We start from the raw sequence: 17,040 nt of genomic DNA, 5'->3' as shown, positions 1-17,040 counted from the left end.
TGTTATTTATCTTTGTGAAACAAAAAAAGGTTCGCACGAGGCGAACCTTTTCTAGTAAAGCATTATGTGGGAAACATAATTTCGGTTGTTACCTTTTCCCCGGATCATACGGTTCCCCGAGTGCAGACGGAGCAGAAGAGCGTCCAACAGCCGCAACGAGCACGATGATGGTGAGCAGGTAAGGAAGCATATAAATAATTTCCTGGGGAATACTTTGAGACCATTCGAACAACTGTACATAGTTCCGGATAGCTTGCGAGAAACCAAAGAACACAGCCGCCCCAAAGGCACCAATCGGATTCCACTTACCAAAGATCATCGCTGCAATCGCAATGTAACCTTGGCCGGAAACGGTATTATGAGAGAATGTACCTGTCGTAGTCAGCGTGATTGCAGCTCCACCAATAGCAGCCAGCGCACCACTGATCATCACGGCAACATAACGGTAACGACGCACTTTAACACCTACGGTATCCGCAGCACTTGGATGTTCACCAACCGAGCGAAGACGAAGACCGAATGGAGTTTTGTACATAATGTAATACGTCAGGAAGACGAACAGAATAGCCAGATATGTTGTCGGGTACACATTCTTGAAAAAAGCTTCCCCAAGCAAAGGAATATCCTTTAACAGTGGCACATCAAACTTGCTGAATCCTTGTACCAATGGTGAATCGCCTGATCCTTCAAACAGCAGCTTTACCAGATAAAGTGTGCTTCCTGCTGCCAGAAAGTTAATGACGATACCGCTGATAATTTGGTCAGCCTTAAACGTAATGGAGGCAACTGCGTGGATCAGTGAAACCACTACACCCAACACAACCGCGAACAAAATCCCCATCCAGGCAGACGTCGTTCCTCCCATGCCAGCTTCTTGTGCATAATGCGCAGCAATCCCTGCAGCAAACGCACCAAATACCATGAAACCTTCAAGTCCAAGGTTGGTCACACCGGATTTTTCCGAGAAAATCCCGCCCAGGGATGCAAAAATCAATGCCGTGGCAAAGACAAGCGTCGTATTGATAATTTGCCCAATTGTCAACAAGTCCATCTACAACACCTTCTCTTTCTTGCGCTTGGAATAGAACGGTTTAAGTACCCAGCGCACGATGCCTTGTGCCGCAATGAAGAAGATAATCGAACCGATAACAATCCGAATAATCTCGGGCGGTACATCCGCAGCAAAGCTCATTCCCGCAGATCCATAAGTGAGCGTACCGAATAACAAAGCACCCAGCAACACACCAAACGGATGATTCAAACCAATCAGTGCAACCGCGATTCCGTCAAAACCTGTACCTGGCGAGCCCGACATAACGGTTTGATATTGGAACACCCCGAGTACCTGGAATGCACCGCCAAGACCTGCAAGCATACCACTGATAAACATAGCTTTAACGATATTGCGATTGACATGCATACCCGCATACTCTGCCGCATTCGGGTTATATCCTACGGCACGAATCTCGTACCCTTGTTTGGTTTTCCACATGTAAATATAAAAGAGTACAGCCATGACAAGAGCAATCAATGTTCCCATGTGAACACGGGAGTTGCCCATCAGCTCAGAAAGCCATGTCAGACTAATCGATGCGCTATCACTGATATCCACCGAACGATTTTCACCTTTTAACAGCAGGAATTGGCGCACGATCAGGTTGGCCAGATACAGACCAATCCAGTTCAGCATGATACTACTGATAACTTCGTTAACCCCACGCGCTGCTTTCAGATAACCGGCAATAGCTGCCCACAGACCACCAAATACTGCACCAGCAATCAAAGCCAGTGGAGCATGAATGTAGATTGGCAGACCTGCAAACTTCACGCCTACAAAAGTCGCCGCAGTCATACCGACGAGAAATTGTCCTTCGCCCCCGATATTAAACAGTCCTGCACGTGCCGCAAATGCAAATGCAAGTCCTGTCATAATCAGTGGTGTCATTTCTCGGACTGCTTCACCAAAGTTGTACATGTCTCCGAAAACCTTCGTAAACAATGCACTGTACGCTTCAATCGGGTTGTATCCGCCGATCAGCATGACAATACCACCCAGGATCAGACCCATAATGATGGCTACAATAGGTAATATAAATGAATCACGGGTAAACCATTTTAATACGTTATTCATGCACAGTACCTCTCTTTTGGGTGCTGCCCGCCATCATCAAGCCGAGCTCCCTGTCATTGGTTTCTTCCGGCAGCACCTCGCCCACGATCTGTCCTTCATAGATGACAGCAATTCGGTCGGATACGTTGATAATTTCATCCAGCTCGAATGAGATCAGCAATACCGCTTTGCCCTGATCACGTTGTGCAATCAATTGTTTTTGAACAAACTCAATAGCACCTACGTCCAGACCACGAGTTGGCTGGGCAGCAATAAGCAGTTCAGGATTTTTATCAACCTCACGTGCGATAATGGCTTTCTGTTGGTTCCCTCCCGATAAGGAGCGGGCCTTTGTTTCAATGCTTGGTGTACGCACATCAAATGCCTCGACAAGACGCTTCGCTTGCTTCTTGATCGCATCGAAGTTAAGGAATCCTTTACGCGTATAAGGAGACTTATAATACGATTCCAGAACAATATTTTCACTCACAGAAAAATCAAGGACAAGTCCATGCTTGTGCCGGTCTTCCGGAATATGGGCTACACCCGACTCCGAAATATGGCGCGGAGAATGATTAGACAGTTCTTTACCCTCAAGGCGAATCGAACCGCTATCTACTTTACGCAGTCCGGTAAGAGCCTCAATCAGTTCGCTCTGTCCATTACCATCGACACCTGCGATTCCTACAATCTCTCCTGAACGTACATTCAGGTTGAGTTCGTTCAGAACCGAAATGCCTTCTTTGTTTTTGGCGGTCAATTTGCTAACTTCAAGCACATTGTTTCCTGGTGTAGCCGGCTTTTTGTCCACTTTAAATGTGACATTGCGACCAACCATTTTTTCTGCCAACTCATTTGGATTCGTTTCTGATGTTATAACTGAATCAATCACTTTACCACGGCGAATAATTGTCACCGTATCGGAGATTTCCATGATTTCTTTCAGTTTGTGTGTAATCAGAATAATGGACTTGCCTTCGGCCACTAATTTTTTCATGATTACCATCAGTTCTTTGATTTCCTGAGGTGTTAATACAGCAGTAGGCTCGTCAAAAATAAGAATGTCTGCACCACGATACAACGTTTTTACAATTTCAACACGTTGCTGCATTCCGACAGAAATATCATGAATTTTGGCATGCGGATTCACTTTGAGTCCATACTGTTCAGACAGACGCTGCACTTCAGCAGCAGCTTTTTTATAATTAATGTTGAGACCTTTCCTTGGTTCAGATCCCAAAATAATGTTCTCTGTTACCGTGAACGGCTGTACAAGCTTAAAGTGCTGATGCACCATGCCGATGCCAAGATCGATTGCTTTGTTAGGGCTATCGATGATGACAGGCTTGCCATTCACTTCAATGGAACCTTCATCCGGCTGATAGAGACCAAAGACAATATTCATCAACGTTGATTTACCAGCGCCGTTTTCGCCCAGTAGAGCATGGATCTCGCCTTTACGAAGCTGAAGGCTGATGGCGTCGTTGGCAACAATGCCTGGGAAACGCTTCGTGATTTGTTTCAACTCAACGACGGGGGTTGCTGCACCCATGTAATCACCCTTATACCTGATATAGTGTGGTTCCGCAAACGTAAGAAAAACGTCTAACGACGTTTATTCAAGGAAGATGACCGCATTTCAGCGGTACTTTTTCTTGGGATTATCGAATCCTTCAGTTTCAGCGAAACTTCTGCATTCCATAATCTTAAGAAAAGCTCCTACCGGAGCGTTGATACGAAGACTTCTTTCTTTTGCCGTGGCTAATGCCCAAGCACATACTACATAGCTTGTACAATTGTTATGATGACCTGAGCAAATTTTCCTACTCTGACAATCATAAGGCCGGTCAAGACCGGCCTCGATGATTATTCATTTTCACAGCAGAATCAGATTACTCTGTAGGAACTTTGATTTCGCCGTTGATGATTTTTTCTTTGTACTCGTCCACTTTTGCAAGTGTATCAGCAGAAACATTTTTCGTAGAAGTGTCAGCGATACCTACACCGTTTTCTTTCAAAGTCAGGTTCTCAGCTCCGCCTTTGAATGTTCCATCGATGATTTCTTGGTTTACGCGCTTAACAGCTTCGTCAACTTTTTTGATCATGGAAGTCAGTGTTACTTCATCACCAAACTCCAGGGATTGGTCTTTATCTACACCGATAACCCAAACGTCTTGACCTTGTTTCTTACGAGCGATTGCTTCGTTGAACACACCATTACCTGTAGCACCGGAAGCGTGGAAAATGATATCTACGCCTTTGTTGTAAAGTGTAGCTGCTGCTGCTTTACCAAGGTCAGGCTTATCAAATGCACCTGTGTAGTTGGAAATGAATTCAGCATTAGGATTAACCGCTTTAACGCCTTCTCTGAAACCTACTTCAAACTTTTTGATCAGTGGGCTTTCCATACCGCCAACAAAACCAATTTTGTTCGATTTAGTTGTCAGACCAGCTACAACACCTACCAAGTAAGAACCTTCTTCTTCAGCAAATGTTACTGATTTAACGTTAGGAGCATCAACAACACTGTCGATGATCGCGAGTTTGGAATCAGGATTTTGTTCAGCTACAGTCTTGATCGCATCAGCCAATTGGAAACCGATACCCCAAGTCAGATCATATCCACCTTTAACGAACTCGTTCAGGTTTGGAATGTACTCTTCATCGGATTTACTTTGCAGGTATTTAACAGCTACACCTGTTTCAGTTTCAGTTGCTTGCAGAGCTTCCCAAGCGGATTGGTTAAACGATTTGTCGTTAACTCCACCTACGTCAGTAACCATACCGATTTTCAAATCGGATTTAGCTTCAGTGTTTTCGCCACCTGTAGTTCCTCCGGCATTTGTTTCCTCTTTCGGTTTGCTACCGCAACCTGCGAGCATAACCGATACTGCCAGCAACATGACCAAAGACAAGCTGAGCATCTTTTTCATTTCTCTGTTCCCCCTTAATGATATATACCTAATTCCTGTCCAGGCCAAAATGGAACGGATCAACAGATCGATAATATGGCTTTTATGCAGAATGTATGGTTTCTTCGACATTAAAAGCGCATTCTTACCACTAAACAATTGTGTCACCTGTCGAAAAACCGAACATTATGACTTGAAGAGAAAATTTTAGGACTAGCCTACTAGAGGTGATTATACATTCAACCCGTGGTAAAATCCAGATGTTTCATCACCAAATCTCACTTATTTTTGCTCTTTTTTTATTGAAAGCGCTTAATAATTTAACGATTTAACACACTAACGTTACAACGATGTGATGTTATATAACAAAAACGTATCACACTCCCTAGAAGGATGTGGAAATCACCTGTTTTTGTTTGCATTATTTCACCGTTCGTATTTTATGTATTATCACAGCCTGTTATTCACCCGTTATATGCTTTCATTGTGCCCTTACAGATTGCAGCATATTCGTCGCGCATAACCAGACTCTTTGGAGTAGATCAATCTTTAAGCCGTAAAAAAAGCCGCCATAGGTACGGCGGCTTGCATAAACAATTTTAAGCGTTGATTTTGCCTTTAGCTACAGTAGCCAAAGAGTTGAACGCATTGATGTCGTTAACGGCCAGATCAGCCAACATTTTGCGGTTCATGTCTACACCAGCAAGTTTCAATCCATGGATCAGTTTGTTGTAAGACAAACCATTCATACGTGCTGCAGCATTGATACGAACGATCCACAGTCTGCGGAAGTTACGTTTTGTGTTGCGACGGTCACGGTATGCGTATACCAGGGATTTCATTACTTGCTCGTTAGCTGTTTTAAAAATACGGTGTTTGGAACCGAAATAACCTCTTGCCAGTTTCAAAACCTTTTTATGACGACGACGTACTACAAAACCGCCTTTTACTCTTGCCATATTAAAAGAACCTCCCAATAAATATTAAATGTATCCGTGGTATGTGTACGGCCTAAGCCGATCCCCCATACGGATTTACTATTTCAAGTTAGCCAGACCTTGTTTCAAACGTCTTACGTCCCCGGCAGCCATTACTGGGTTGCCGTTCAGAACGCGCTTAGCACGTTTTGATTTGTGGGAAAGCAAGTGGTTTTTGTGAGCTTTGTAACGCAGGACTTTACCGGAACCGGTAATTTTGAAGCGTCCTTTCAAACTGCTGTGTGTTTTCATTTTAGGCATTTTGTGTTTCCTCCTCCAATGTTATCAGGCTTTAGGAGCCAGAATCATGATCATACTGCGGCCTTCCAATTTTGGTTGACGTTCGATGGTGCAAAGTTCTGCAACCTCCACCTTAACGCGTTCCAAAATCCGTTGACCAATGGCGGCATGCGCAATTTCACGTCCGCGGTAACGAACGGAACATTTTACCTTGTCGCCTTCTTTCAAGAACTTAACTACATTACGAAGCTTCGTTTGATAATCATGCTCCTCAATATTGGAACGGAACCATACTTCTTTAATGTCAACAATTTTCTGGTTCTTACGGGCTTCTTTGTCTTTCTTTTGTTGCTCATAGCGGAATTTGCCATAGTCCATGATGCGGCATACCGGCGGTTTAGCCTGTGGTGCCACATTGACCAGGTCCAAGTTCAGGTCAATCGCCATTTGCAGTGCTTCCCGAATCGGCGTGATCCCAATTTGTTCTCCTTCAGCTCCGACAAGGCGTACTTCCTTCGCCCGAATCTCATCATTAATCATGTGATCTTTACTAATAACCGTCCACCTCCAGGTCATTTTGAATATCCTGTTACACAAAAATAAAAGGGATGCCGGTTAAGCTACCGACATCCCTGTAATCAACACAATTCTTCATGAGTAAACACTTCATAAATTATTGGGATCGTTGACCAGCCAACATGTTTGTTGATCAGGTGAGAAGTCGGACTTCTACTTGTGATTCCATAGCTATTCATTTAACGCACTTGAATACTATAACATCCTGCAAAACTATTGTCAACGTCTCTACAATATTTTTTTTACAGACATGCTTTCATCCAAGTCAATCATTCATTATCCCTGCTTACTCTGCACCTCATCCAAACGTACAACACGTGTATGTTGAGTATGGCTCCATTGTTTGTTGTTCTGCGTGAAGAACGCGTAGAACGTAATTGGATACCATGAAAGAAGGTAAATCGGGAACAAGATCAGGTACAGATACACTTTGGCAAAAGTAACCTTTTCCAGCGCCATGGACAACAAGAATGTCAGGACATTCAGACCAATCGCTACGAACCCTACCCAAAGCGGGAAGTATCCGTATATGTTTGCGATATGTGGACCACTGAATATCGCTGTATCCACCCACAGGACAGCAGTCATCAGGAACGTAAGTAAAACAACGTACACGTTTGCTCCATACACAGCAAGGTCAAACTTCACCAAGCTTCTTTCCTTGATACTCTGCCACAGCAGCGGGAAGAAATATCTACGCGCAACCGTAAAGTGACCTTGCATCCAGCGAAGACGTTGTCTTGCTGAAGCTTTAAAGGTTAACGGCTTCTCATCAAATACTTTGGCATCATAGTTAAAGACAGGATATACATTACGCTGAACACTGCGCATCGTAAACTCCAAATCCTCAACCAGACTTGTAGCGCCCCAGCCAATTTCCTTGAGCAGGTTGGTCTCGAAGCACATTCCAGTACCTCCGAGGAAATTCGCCATATTCAAATTATGACGGGACAACTGCCACAGACGGTTGATGTACCAGTAAGATACACCATATGCTGCAGTGATCCAGGAATCCTCCGGATTCTTGGTATCAATGTATCCTTGAATTACACGCGAACCATTGCACAAGTCGTCATTCATCTCAAGCAAGAAGTTACGGTCAACCAGGTTATCCGCGTCAAACATGACAACTGCGTCATACTGACGTGGCAATTTCCACAAGTATTTAAGCATCCATTCAATGGCATACCCTTTACCTCTGAGATCAGCATTCGTACGTACACAAGCATTTAATCCATGCTGTCTTACAATTTGAGCCGTTCCATCCGTACAGTTGTCACAAATGACAAACACATCGTACAGATCTTCCGGGTAATCCAGTTGTTTCAAGTTCTCCATCAAAGCACCAATAACTTGTTCCTCATTGTGTGCTGCGACGAGTACAGCGAATGATTTTGTCGCCGGATAATGTTTCTTTTTCTTTTTCTTAATCAGACCGAACAGCGAAAACGTGAATTGGTACACGGCTAGCAGTGCCAGAAGGACCTGCATCGTGACGAATATAGCGTCCAACATCGTTCTCTGTTACCCCCTTTTTTTCAAAACCAGATTACTTTAAATGTTTCTCTTCCTGGATTCTGCACTTTTATTTTTTTGTGATGCGCAGAATATGACCCTGTTCTTTTGTTTACTACGTAAATATTTCAGACAATGTTTCAAGCATGGTTGATGCCAGTTGGCTGCTTTATCGATTTTGTATTCTTTTCAGCCATTTGTCAAAACCGCAATTCCACTTCCTGAAGCAGAAATGTGAACTTTAAACGCTGAATAGGCACCTCGTGATACTCCAACCTCGCATTCATGCCTGTTATATCTTATTTTCAGCCGTTTACTTGATTTTTATTTCTAAAGTCCCTGCTTTTTTCATCAGGCTGATACATATCGACAGAGGCTCTATATCAAATAACGTAAACAGACCTCAAAAAGTTCAGTCTTAAACTTACATTTTTTTAACCGCATTTCAGCCATGTTGAATCATTGTATCTTTTTTAGATAGTCCGAGTCAAAAAGTTAAGTTGGGTGTATATCCACTCTTTAACATGAATTTTACCTTCTTCACATGTGTTCTTCTTGAAAAGGACAACATTTAAAAATATGATAAACATATACCTGAAATAACCTCAAGTTCACGAAAAAACGGTTATATACTATTCAGGACGAAACCGGACACAGCAATTTACCGGAAATACTGCCGCCAACATGGGGCCTGACTGGCAGGAGGCCAATATGAGCCGTTTATTCGTAAAGTTTCAAGAGTATGATCGAAATGTATTTATGTGGATTAATGGTCGACTTCATAATCGATTTATGAACTTTTGGCTGTATTATTTCACCCATCTGGGCGGAGCAACTTCTTCTATTGCAGTATCCTTACTAATCTGGCTGCTGGCTCCCGCTCCTTGGAGTACAACAGGACTTCAGGCATGCATCGCTCTAGCGGTTAGCCACATTCCCGTAGCAATCGCCAAAAAACTGTATCCGCGCATTCGGCCTTACCTGGCCCTACCGGATACGATTACGTTCCGCAATCCCCTGACGGACCATTCGTTCCCTTCAGGGCATACTACTGCCGTATTCTCGGTTACGGTCCCTTTTATGACGATGGAGCCGTTCCTGTTGCTGTTGCTACTCCCTGTTGCATTAATTGTCGGATTTTCACGAATTTACCTGGGATTACACTATCCCTCAGATGTTCTCGCAGGTGCTACGATCGGTACTTTAGTCGCACTTGCAACTGTTGCTTTATGGACATAATGTGAATATGTTAGACTAAGGAAAACCTAGCAGGAACAGGTGAAGCAAGCGTGGAGAAAAAAAGAGTATTACTATTATCTGAAGGCTTTGGCGCTGGTCATACTCAAGCCGCTTATGCGCTGTCCAGCAGTTTGCGAAAACTTTCGCCGAATGTGCAAACCAAAGTGCTTGAGTTGGGGAGTTTTCTGAACCCCAGAGTTGCGCCACTCATCATTACAGCGTACAAAAAAACGGTCATTAACCAGCCCAAGCTCATCGGGTATGTATACAGGCACCAATATAAAAAATCCTTGAACCGGCTGACTACACTCGCGTTGCATAAACTGTTTTATACCCATACACGCAGTATTGTCCGTCAGCTTCGTCCGAATGTTATTGTATGCACCCACCCTATTCCCAGTGCTGTCATATCCAGACTGAAACGTCTGGGTGTGCAGGTTCCACTTTGTACAGTCATTACCGATTATGACGCGCACGGGACGTGGATTAGCCCTGAAGTGGATCTGTATCTTGTTTCTACAGATGAGGTAAAGTCCAAATTAATGCTGCGGGGTGTATCTTTAGACAAAATTCGCGTTACCGGCATTCCGATCCACCCCAACTTCTGGGAACATCCCGGGCGGGACGAGATCCGAGGAAAATTCAATTTGAAGAACATGCCTACTGTGCTTGTGATGGGCGGTGGTTGGGGAATGCTTAGTGATGAAGTAGTTAACCAATTATTGACACGCTGGCATGAGGATGTTCAGATTATTTTCTGCCTTGGCCGCAATGACAAAAGCCGAATCAGCATGGAACAAAATCCGTTGTATAAAAAAGATAATATCCATATCATCGGGTACACCAATGAAGTGGACAAATTAATGGAAGTATCTGATCTCCTGATCACCAAGCCGGGTGGAATGACATGCAGTGAAGGGTTGGCAAAGGGAATCCCCATGCTGTTCCATAATCCCATACCGGGTCAGGAAGAAGAAAATGTTCAGTATTTCACCGCACGAGGTTTGGGGGAGCCCATTACTTCCCTTGATGTTGTTGTGAAATGGATGAATAAACTGCTTCATAACTACCCTGACATTGTTCGCAAACGCAAACGCCACATGGCACAGATTGCCAAGTATCACCCAATGCAAAGCGCACAAAGTATTATCGACCTTCTGGATCTGCGTCCCTACTCGGCAGACCAAGCCAGACTGTAACGGCTTCAAACAAGCCTGCATGTACACAGCAAAGGTGCCTTCGAATCGAAGGCACCTTTTTTTAATATGAAGAATAGTACAAACTATTGAATACCAGCCGACTTCAAGTAATCCTGCCACTGCTTGGTATACTCGGTCTGAATCTTCTCAAGGCCTGCCTGTTTGGCTTTTTCCATAAATGTATTCAGACCCGCTTCTACATCCTCCACCAATCCCACATTTAACGGATAGAGATACTGCTTCTCTACCTGCTCCAGTGCTGCTTTCTCAGCTTGGTATGGCGTCCAATCCTCAGCAAATCCAGTAAAGATATCCGGCTTTTTCATTTTGTCCAGCTCTTTGAAAATAGCCAGTACGTCATCAAAGCTCTTATCATAGAGCATGAATTCCGGATTACGCCAAGCCCAACCATTCATGCCTTCGCGCGGAAATCCATTGGTCTGGGCATCGCCCACCATTTTATAATAACCGTCTTGAACTTCAAAGTTCTTGCCTTCCACACCATATTCGGTAAGCCAGTTGTAACGTTTGTCGGTAACCAGTTTTTCATAGAATGCAAGTGCTTTCTCCGGGTTTTTGCTGCTGCGCGGAATTGCAAAACCATTGTGGATCGGGTGAACTGGTTGTGCAAACCCTTTGGCATTCGGGTAAGGGAAATAACCGAGCTTCCAATCCGGGTGAGTGGACTGGACCTTGATCACATCCGCATTAAATTTGTTCGGGTTCTCACCCGACAGTACAACAGCCGATTTGCCATTTTGCAGCAATGAGTTGGACGTATCCTTTACATTCAGCACGTTTTTCGGAAAAAAGCCTTTGTCCATCCAGCGTTTGTACGTTTTCAGGTCCTCCAGATGCTGTGCAGACCCCCAATAGGAAGTGATATTGGATGGTGTGTCATACATGATGTCCAGACCATAAGGGAGCTGACCTGCCGTATTCACCAGCTTGGATGTCAATTGTCGAATACCATGGGTATGGTTCGCATTGCTATCCGCGATTGGAATCATATTCGGTTCATTGGCTTTGATACCCTCCAGATAGGCTTCGAGTGTCTCCAGAGATTCCGGTTTGGGCAGATTGTACTTCTCACGCAAATCCTCACGGTACGCAATACCCTCAGTAACATATTCAGTCCATGTCGATGGTACAGTATAGATCTTGTCATTGACTTTTACCGCGTTCCACATGTCATCAGGTACATAAGCTTTGAGCGTTGGTGCTGCCTTAGGCAGTAATTCATCCAGAGGCAGGAACGCTCCTTTTTTCGCATAGGACTGATAGAACGTCCAATCCGCGGTAAAAATCAGATCAATCGGTTGACCGGAAGACAGCAGCAATTTGTATTTTTGGTCCCAGTCTGTCCAGGAGGTATAGTTAAATTTCACATTGACGTTCAGATCAGCCTCAGCCAGCTTGTTGATTTCCGACTCAATCACAGGCAGATCCTTGGGGGCATCACCAAGCATGTAGAATTGCAGTGTTACCTTCTCCCCTTTGTTCTCAGAAGAACCTCCCTGCTCACTTCCTTGCGCAGATCCCCCCGAACCGTTATTACATGCGGCAAGCACCCCGGCAAACAATATCAGGGCAAGTACCATAGACAGGTGCCGAATTGTTTTGTTACGCATACGCATCCTCCCTTTTTGTGGTCAACCTTATATGTTAGCGCAGACTCGCCATGATTCAGACGCAGACGGATAGACAGCTATCCCGCCATCTGCACCCACAGCGCGTGCACGTTCTAACCTTTCACCGCACCAATGGTAAGACCCTTGACAAAGTACCGCTGCACAAATGGATACAGGAACAAAATGGGTCCAGTAACCACAATAGCCATCGCCATTTTGGTCGATTCGGTAGGTACATCCTGGCTAAGAGTTATGCCGGTACCAATCGCCATCTGGTCAATGAAGGTAATCGTGTTCATGGTGTTATACAAATAGAATTGCAGCTGGTACATATCCGGGTTGTTAATGAACAAGGATGATGTGAACCAGTCATTCCAGTATCCCAGTGCCAGAAATAACCCTACAGTGGCAATGCCGGGCATCGCCAGTTTCAGTACTACGCTAAAGTAAATGCGGAAATCATTCGCACCATCGATTTTGGCTGACTCAATCAGCTCATCCGGAACGGCTGAACGAATGAAGTTTTTCATCAGGATAATGAGAAAAGGCGTCATCAATCCCGGAAAAATCAACACCGTATACGTGTCCGTAAGATTGAAATAATTTGCAAGCATGATGTACCAAGGAACCAATCCCCCACCAAAGAGGGTTGTAAAGTAGATGAAAAATGAGAAAGCGTTCCGGTACTTGAAATCTTTGCGTTGCAGTACAAATCCCGCCATCGTAATAAGAAATAGTCCAAGGGCCGTACCCACAACGGTTGTAAATACCGTCACGCCATAAGCTTTAAGCACCTGGGTCGGAAATTTGAACACCATCTTGTAACCTTCCAAGGAAAAATCGGTGGGAAAGAGGTGATACCCATCTCTTACAATCGATTCGTTGCTGCTGAATGAGCCGGATAAAATCAAAAGAAATGGAATGATACAGATTAAGGAAAGAATCAGAATCATGCTGTAAGCGATGATTTGAAACAACAAGGTGAATTCCGTATCTCGGGTACGCGTGTGCATAGTAGGTCTCCCTTCTGCCTATAGGCGTTTTAGAACAAGGCGTAGTCCTCATTCACTTTACGGATGATATAGTTGACAGTCATGATCAGGATAAAACCGAACAGCGATTGATACAGACCAGCCGCAGTAGCCATTCCGATATCAAACGTCACTTTCAGGGAACGATACACATACGTATCGATGATATCTGTAGCGTTATATAAGACACCGTTATTTCCAATGAGTTGGTAAAAGAGATCAAACTGTCCCTTCATAATGCTCCCGAGTGAGAATAACAACAGGATGACAAAGGTCGGTTTTAGCATCGGTACGGTGATGTACCAAATGCGCTGAAAGATATTGGCCCCGTCAATCCGGGCTGCCTCGTAATACTCATCGCTGATCCCTGTAATAGCTGCAAGGTAGATGACCATGCTGTACCCGAGATTTTTCCACAGATAAAAAATGATGATCAGAAACACCCAGATCCAGGGTGTGTTGTAAATATCAACAGGCCCCGCCTCAAAACGTTTGAGTACCGTGTTCACAAAACCGGATTCATAATTGAACATGTTGTAAGCGATTACACTTAATAGAACAAACGAGATGAAATACGGTAAAAACATGACCGACTGCGTAATTTTCTTAAACACTTTTCCCCGAATTTCACTGAGCAAAATCGCACAGAAGATCGCTAGCCCGTTTCCTAATATAATGAAGGCCAGATTGTACCCCACCGTGTTGGTTGTCAGCTTCAGCAGCATTCCGGATTGCCACAGAAACTTGAAGTTCTCCAGGCCCACAAATGGGCTGCCGAACAATCCACCTTCAAAATCATAGCGGGTAAACGCATAATAGATGCCGACCATCGGAAAATACGAGTTAATCAGAAAAAAGATCAGTGTAGGCAGCAGCATGAGAAACATGATTTTGTTTTTGTTCAATTCTTTGAGCATGGCTCGATCCCTCCCGAATTTCTTACGGCGCGGCGCGCAGTGGAGCTCTGTTTTTTATTGTAGTTGCCCTAAGTGCTACCGGATACTGAATCATTCGGCCGGATCATGAACGATTCTGCGAAACAGAATATGAACAATATGAACGAACACTGAAATGAATGCCTGAGCGTTCACAAAAGTTGATATCGTGCATAGGTTGAACCTAGTGAACAATAAAGCGAAAGTTGAACTTTAGCTACGGAAATCGGCCATAGCATGCTGTCCACCGTTGATGTAAACGCATACATAATATATAATTCGAAATACATCCGTGATTCACCACACCCATATTATGAATTCTCATCCTTCGCTATGAAGTCTAACTTTGTTCATCCAAAACAGGAGGTCCACGGGAGGAAAGGTCATGCGCAAACGTTCAGAGGACAGCCAGAAGGTGTTTGCACGGATTCTCATCGGCATTATTGTTAGCACCGTTGCCACCTTGCTTGTGGCTTCTACCATTTTGTACGTCAACTATAATCGTATTGCCCTTCGGCAGGTCTACCGAACCGATATGAACGGTCTTACCCAGACCAGTCGGGAAGTCTCCAAGATGACCGAGACCGCCAAATCACTGTCTTATCAGATTTATCAGGATTACACGATCTCTGCCCTGCTGCTCTATTCAAATCCGAGTATCTATGAAATTACGTCAGCGATGGAACAACTCGACAACTATCGCATGTCCCTCCCTTTTATCGAATCCATCTATGTATATAACTCCAAAAATGATGAGTTCTTTATCAGCTCCAATGAGGTTCGAAATGGACAACAATCCATCTCTGAAATAGACGATCAAGGGATTACAAGTATCCTCGACCGTTTCCATGATTACAAACCTTTTGTCCCCATTCCGCGTACTTACCAAGTTGGCTCCACCGAGGAAACCCAAGTCAGCAGTTATACGTACCTCTGTTACGACACGATCAATGACAATGCTACACTGAATTATGCTGTTGTCGTAAATATTAAGGACGACTGGCTCAGTCCCAATATGAACTCAGCTGATCAGCCAGGGAAAACGTTTATTATCAATGAACAGGGACAGTTATTGTCCGATTTCAGCAATCGTGCGTTAATGAAAGATTTGTCCAATGAAACGTTTATGCAGCCAATCCTAGAAAACACGGAGCAGTCCGCCTACTTTACGGCAGAGGTTGATGGAATAAAATCACTCATTACCTACACTGCTCCTGATAACCTCGGGTGGCGCTATGTAAGAATAACGCCTTATGACCTGATCACCTCAGATATTCGTAATATGCGGACACACACCGTTCTGTTTTGTATTGGGCTATTAATTGCGGGAGTGCTCTTATCCTACCTCGTGTCCCGGAAGCTATATCATCCCATTGATAAAGTGCTTGTCCGTATGCGTGTGATGGAAGCGGAGCGTCGTGGCAGTCTGCATCTATTACGACAGGATTTTCTGCGTGGGGCTTTGCAAGGACGTGAAACGGTAACGGGAGGCATGCTGGAGGACAGAATGAAATTCTACGGCTCTTCTGTTGATGTTCATCGTCTAACAAGACTGGTACTGCTTCGTATTGATCATTTTACCGATTTCAGCGATACCTACAGGGATGAAGTCCAACTTATAAAATACGCGATGATAAATATTTGCACGGAAACGGCTGACCTTTACTACCACACCGAAGCTGTGGATATGGGCAGCGATCTGATCACACTTATCTTTAATGATAAAGTTCAAGATGAAGCTGATGATGAGCATTGCCCCATTGAGGACCTGCTGCGCATGATGCAGGCTGCCGTGATGACACATCTAAGATGTTCCATTTCATTTACCATCGGGCCAGTGGAGGATTCACTGGAAAACAGTATTGCTTCTTATACTCGATCAGCAGAAGCTTCTCTTCATCGTTTGTTCATGGGTCCTGGATGCCTGATTTACACCTCGGACATCATGGCGTACCATGCCAAAGAATATGCTTTCCCTGTTGGAAAAGAGAGACAGTTGATTGATTACCTGATGACAGGCAAAACAGGCGAAGCGAAACAGGTCTATGCAGATATCGTGAGCGAAACGGCAACATATCCATTTACCGTATTTCAATTGGCTCTATCCCATCTGACCATGACTCTGAATCATGTGAGAAACACACTCAAAAAGAACAACCAGCTTACACTTGAATCCATCTCCGATCGTTCAATACTTCCGATTCATGATGCCGAGGATCTCAGTGAAGTTCACGCCCACTTCTATCGCATGTTTGACGAGCTTGGATCCAAAGTTGAGGAGAAAAGAACGCTTAAACATGAGGAACTCATTCGCAAAATTAACTGCATTATTGAACGAGATTACGCAGACACCAATCTTTGTCTGACCTCAATTGCAGATGAACTAGCCATGTCACCCATCTATGTCAGCAGACTCTATAAACAACTAACGTTAAAAGGTCTAACCGATGTTATTAACGAGACCCGCATAGCCAAAGCGCAATTCCTGCTCATTGAGACGGAAAACTCTGTAGCTGATATTGCTGAGCAAACCGGGTTCACCAACAGTTCTTATTTCTATCGGATATTTAAGAAATTCAACGGGGTTACTCCCAACGATTATCGACGTAAGGAGCTTCATTCGGAGCTTTAGCAGAAGTAAAACGAACTTCCACAAGTGACGTCATGAGATTTAG

At 44.2% G+C, this 17,040-nt stretch carries 14 protein-coding genes; 3 read left to right on the top strand and 11 right to left on the bottom strand.

Features of this window, described 5'->3' with window-relative positions:
• Positions 1-88: 88 nt before the first annotated feature.
• The 8 genes from A6049_RS08305 to A6049_RS08270 all read right to left on the bottom strand — a co-directional run bounded on the left by A6049_RS08305 (position 89) and on the right by A6049_RS08270 (position 8,330).
• Positions 89-1,051, bottom strand: coding sequence for an ABC transporter permease (locus A6049_RS08305; protein WP_063564195.1), 963 nt, complete (start codon positions 1,049-1,051; stop codon positions 89-91).
• A complete protein-coding gene (locus A6049_RS08300; protein WP_063564194.1) occupies positions 1,052-2,131 on the bottom strand; it encodes an ABC transporter permease in 1,080 nt (359 codons plus the stop codon).
• Positions 2,124-3,662 carry an ABC transporter ATP-binding protein gene (locus A6049_RS08295; protein WP_063564193.1) on the bottom strand — a complete coding sequence of 513 codons (1,539 nt, stop codon included), beginning with the start codon at positions 3,660-3,662 and terminating at the stop codon, positions 2,124-2,126. The genes A6049_RS08300 and A6049_RS08295 overlap by 8 nt, the downstream gene beginning before the upstream one ends.
• 340 nt (positions 3,663-4,002) lie before the next feature.
• The gene (locus tag A6049_RS08290) at positions 4,003-5,043 is read right to left on the bottom strand and encodes a BMP family lipoprotein (protein WP_063564192.1); all 1,041 of its coding nucleotides are present in this window, start codon (positions 5,041-5,043) and stop codon (positions 4,003-4,005) included.
• Positions 5,044-5,621: 578 nt separating this feature from the next.
• Complete coding sequence (gene rplT, locus A6049_RS08285) at positions 5,622-5,981, bottom strand: 50S ribosomal protein L20 (protein WP_017689664.1); 360 nt, start codon at positions 5,979-5,981, stop codon at positions 5,622-5,624.
• Positions 5,982-6,059: 78 nt separating this feature from the next.
• Complete coding sequence (rpmI, locus tag A6049_RS08280; RefSeq protein WP_062320217.1) at positions 6,060-6,260, bottom strand: 50S ribosomal protein L35; 201 nt, start codon at positions 6,258-6,260, stop codon at positions 6,060-6,062.
• 24 nt (positions 6,261-6,284) lie between these two features.
• Complete coding sequence (gene infC / locus A6049_RS08275; protein WP_024628309.1) at positions 6,285-6,779, bottom strand: translation initiation factor IF-3; 495 nt, start codon at positions 6,777-6,779, stop codon at positions 6,285-6,287.
• 312 nt (positions 6,780-7,091) lie between these two features.
• Complete coding sequence (locus A6049_RS08270) at positions 7,092-8,330, bottom strand: glycosyltransferase family 2 protein (protein ID WP_063564191.1); 1,239 nt, start codon at positions 8,328-8,330, stop codon at positions 7,092-7,094.
• A 711-nt stretch (positions 8,331-9,041) separates the two neighbouring features.
• On the opposite strand from A6049_RS08270, the gene A6049_RS08265 reads away from it, so the two are divergent.
• Both A6049_RS08265 and A6049_RS08260 read left to right on the top strand, forming a co-directional pair.
• Positions 9,042-9,569: a phosphatase PAP2 family protein gene (locus tag A6049_RS08265; protein ID WP_063564190.1), complete on the top strand. Its 528-nt coding sequence runs from the start codon at positions 9,042-9,044 to the stop codon at positions 9,567-9,569.
• Between the two features lie 50 nt (positions 9,570-9,619).
• Positions 9,620-10,768 carry an MGDG synthase family glycosyltransferase gene (locus A6049_RS08260; RefSeq protein ID WP_063564189.1) on the top strand — a complete coding sequence of 383 codons (1,149 nt, stop codon included), beginning with the start codon at positions 9,620-9,622 and terminating at the stop codon, positions 10,766-10,768.
• Positions 10,769-10,851: 83 nt separating this feature from the next.
• On the opposite strand, the gene A6049_RS08255 is transcribed toward A6049_RS08260, so the two are convergent.
• The 3 genes from A6049_RS08255 to A6049_RS08245 all read right to left on the bottom strand — a co-directional run bounded on the left by A6049_RS08255 (position 10,852) and on the right by A6049_RS08245 (position 14,347).
• Positions 10,852-12,405, bottom strand: coding sequence for an extracellular solute-binding protein (locus A6049_RS08255; protein WP_063564188.1), 1,554 nt, complete (start codon positions 12,403-12,405; stop codon positions 10,852-10,854).
• Positions 12,406-12,512: 107 nt separating this feature from the next.
• A complete protein-coding gene (locus A6049_RS08250; RefSeq protein WP_371121667.1) occupies positions 12,513-13,352 on the bottom strand; it encodes a carbohydrate ABC transporter permease in 840 nt (279 codons plus the stop codon).
• Between the two features lie 89 nt (positions 13,353-13,441).
• The gene (locus A6049_RS08245) at positions 13,442-14,347 is read right to left on the bottom strand and encodes an ABC transporter permease (RefSeq protein WP_063564186.1); all 906 of its coding nucleotides are present in this window, start codon (positions 14,345-14,347) and stop codon (positions 13,442-13,444) included.
• Between the two features lie 403 nt (positions 14,348-14,750).
• Here A6049_RS08245 and A6049_RS08240 point away from each other — a divergent pair, with 403 nt between their 5' ends.
• Entirely contained in the window at positions 14,751-16,997 is a 2,247-nt protein-coding gene (locus A6049_RS08240) for an AraC family transcriptional regulator (RefSeq protein WP_063564185.1), read from the top strand.
• Positions 16,998-17,040: the final 43 nt, after the last annotated feature.

It is taken from the genome of Paenibacillus sp. O199, from assembly GCF_001636635.1.
GTDB lineage: Bacteria > Bacillota > Bacilli > Paenibacillales > Paenibacillaceae > Paenibacillus > Paenibacillus marchantiae.
Note: the sequence above shows the minus strand (reverse complement) of the source record. Positions and strands in the feature narration are given on the sequence as shown.

Coding starts and splice junctions, on each gene's coding strand:
- A6049_RS08290 (WP_063564192.1), bottom strand. CDS start 5,043: ATGAAAAAGATGCTCAGCTTGTCTTTGGTCATGTTGCTGGCAGTATCG.
- A6049_RS08255 (WP_063564188.1), bottom strand. CDS start 12,405: ATGCGTATGCGTAACAAAACAATTCGGCACCTGTCTATGGTACTTGCC.
- A6049_RS08300 (WP_063564194.1), bottom strand. CDS start 2,131: ATGAATAACGTATTAAAATGGTTTACCCGTGATTCATTTATATTACCT.
- A6049_RS08270 (WP_063564191.1), bottom strand. CDS start 8,330: ATGTTGGACGCTATATTCGTCACGATGCAGGTCCTTCTGGCACTGCTA.
- A6049_RS08265 (WP_063564190.1), top strand. CDS start 9,042: ATGAGCCGTTTATTCGTAAAGTTTCAAGAGTATGATCGAAATGTATTT.
- A6049_RS08240 (WP_063564185.1), top strand. CDS start 14,751: ATGCGCAAACGTTCAGAGGACAGCCAGAAGGTGTTTGCACGGATTCTC.
- A6049_RS08295 (WP_063564193.1), bottom strand. CDS start 3,662: ATGGGTGCAGCAACCCCCGTCGTTGAGTTGAAACAAATCACGAAGCGT.
- A6049_RS08305 (WP_063564195.1), bottom strand. CDS start 1,051: ATGGACTTGTTGACAATTGGGCAAATTATCAATACGACGCTTGTCTTT.
- rplT (WP_017689664.1), bottom strand. CDS start 5,981: ATGGCAAGAGTAAAAGGCGGTTTTGTAGTACGTCGTCGTCATAAAAAG.
- A6049_RS08250 (WP_371121667.1), bottom strand. CDS start 13,352: ATGATTCTGATTCTTTCCTTAATCTGTATCATTCCATTTCTTTTGATT.
- rpmI (WP_062320217.1), bottom strand. CDS start 6,260: ATGCCTAAAATGAAAACACACAGCAGTTTGAAAGGACGCTTCAAAATT.
- A6049_RS08245 (WP_063564186.1), bottom strand. CDS start 14,347: ATGCTCAAAGAATTGAACAAAAACAAAATCATGTTTCTCATGCTGCTG.
- infC (WP_024628309.1), bottom strand. CDS start 6,779: ATGATTAATGATGAGATTCGGGCGAAGGAAGTACGCCTTGTCGGAGCT.